Origin of the sequence: Holdemania filiformis DSM 12042, from assembly GCF_000157995.1 — a bacterium.
Lineage (GTDB): Bacteria > Bacillota_I > Bacilli_A > Erysipelotrichales > Erysipelotrichaceae > Holdemania > Holdemania filiformis.
Map to the genome: position 1 here is coordinate 309404 of NZ_GG657552.1, position 2180 is coordinate 311583.

The 2180-nt window shown below is 49.4% G+C and carries 1 protein-coding gene and 1 pseudogene; both read left to right on the forward strand.

Annotated elements, in window-relative coordinates:
- Positions 1-303, forward strand: a pseudogene (locus tag HOLDEFILI_RS02260) (2,4-dienoyl-CoA reductase); the annotation flags it as partial.
- Positions 304-335: 32 nt separating this feature from the next.
- Positions 336-1739, forward strand: a complete 1404-nt coding sequence (locus tag HOLDEFILI_RS02265; RefSeq protein WP_006057743.1) for a 6-phospho-beta-glucosidase — start codon at positions 336-338, stop codon at positions 1737-1739.
- Positions 1740-2180 lie beyond the last annotated feature (441 nt).

Sequence of the window (2180 nt, forward strand, 5' to 3'; positions counted from 1 at the left end):
AATAAACTGTACCGGATCGCGCTGCATCAGCATCTCCGCCGCTGTTCAACCTTGACCTGTCTGCTTCAATCGCAAGTGTTGGAAATCAAACCGGATGGCGTGGAAGTCCGGACCCCGCAGGGAATTCAACAGATTCCCGCCGATCACATTCTACTTGCGGTCGGCCTGCGCTCGCGAACGGAAGCAGCCCAGCAATTTTATGGGATTACGCCCAATACCGTGATGATCGGCGATTGCAAGCGGGTGGCGAAGGTCATTGAGGCGACGCACGACGGTTATTTCGCGGGTACGAATATCCGCTAGATCAAGATTAAGGAAGGAAAAAAGGAGAGCTTATGTTAAGAAGTGATTTTCTGTGGGGCGGAGCGGTAGCTGCCAACCAATGTGAAGGTGCCTGGAATGTAGATGGCAAAGGCCTGAGTACCGCGGATTGCATGACGGTCGGCGGGATCGGAAAAGTCCGCGAGTTTACCGACGGCGTGCTGCCTGGCGTTTATTATCCTAACCATGAAGGCATTGATTTCTATCATCATTATCAAGAGGATATCGCGCTGTTTGCCGAGATGGGCTTCAAGTGCTTCCGCACTTCGATTGCCTGGACGCGGATCTATCCTGACGGCGACGACGAAATCCCCAACGAGAAGGGGTTAGCGTTTTACGACGCGGTTTTCGACGAGTGTTTAAAATATGGAATCGAACCGGTCGTCACGATTTCCCATTATGAAACACCCTATGCGCTGGTAAAAAACTACGGCAGCTGGCGCAGCCGGGAAATGATTGGTTTTTATCTGAAATTCTGTGAAACGATTTTCCGCAGGTATAAAAACAAAGTGAAATATTGGATGACCTTCAACGAGATCAACGTACTGCGTCTGCACAGCGAAATGAGCGCGGGGATCCGGATCGGAAAAGACGAAAACGCCGAGCAGATTCAGCTGCAGGCAGCCCATTACCAGCTGACCGCCAGCGCTCTGGCCGTCAAGCTTGGCCATGCGGTTAATCCGGATTTCAAAATTGGCATGATGATGTTGTATCCGACCTTTTATGGTGAAACATGCAATCCGGCCGATCAGCTGGAATGCATGCGCCAGCTTGATCCGCATCTCTATTTCTCGGACGTGCAGGTCCGCGGTGCGTATTCTTCCAAGGCGAAAGCCTATTGGAAGCGGCAGGGGTTGACGCTGGATATCACGCCGGAGGATGAAGCGGCGCTGCAGGCCGGAACTGTGGATTACATCGGATTTTCCTATTATAATTCCAACGTGGCAACCGCCCGGGAAGTAGAATTGATTGGCGGCAACATGTTGAACGCGGTGAAGAATCCCTACCTGAAGGCCAGTGACTGGGGTTGGCAAACCGATCCGATCGGTCTGCGGATCGCGCTCAATCAGTTGTATGACCGGTATCAGATTCCGCTGTTCATTGTGGAAAACGGTCTGGGCGCGGTGGATACGATTGAGCCGGACGGCACCATTGTCGATGATTACCGGATTGACTATCTCCGTCAGCACATCGAAGCGATGAAAGCGGCGGTGGAGGAAGACGGCGTCGATCTGATCGGCTACACGCCGTGGGGCTGCATCGATGTCGTCAGCTGCGGCACCGGGCAGATGAAAAAACGCTATGGCTTCATTTATGTCGACCGGGATGACGAAGGACAGGGGAGCTTAAAGCGGTTGAAAAAGAAGTCGTTTGACTGGTATCGTAAGGTCATTGCTTCCAATGGGGAAGAACTGTAAAAAGCAGGGAGACGCAAAGCGATACCATTCCTCCGGTTAAAGTGCAGAAAGAGAAATCGCGGCAATGAAAAAGCTTGGCAGGGCATGAAACATATAAAAAAGATCTATTAAAAAGAAAACCGGCGGGAAACAAGCCGGTTTTCTTGCTTTCAATCCGAGACTCCAAATCGCTGAATTGAGAAATAGGCAGCGATCTAAGAATTAAGAAAGTCTCAGATTTTCATTAAGTGATTGTTGGATTCGCAGAGGATTTGCGTTCTCGAATGAATCTCAATTCTTTAAAGTTTTACTAAAACTCCAAAGTAATTTTACTTTTTCCATTTTCTCAGGAGGCTTTTTTGAATTTTGCGCAATATTAAAGATGTAGGGTCATTGATTAAGGGATTGCCCGTCCTGGATGGATCATTCTTTTGATTCATTTGTTTTTCGAGCTTGTTTATT

Excerpts from the sequence above, each read along its gene's own strand:
- HOLDEFILI_RS02265 (WP_006057743.1), top strand. The coding sequence starts at position 336 with ATGTTAAGAAGTGATTTTCTGTGGGGCGGAGCGGTAGCTGCCAACCAA.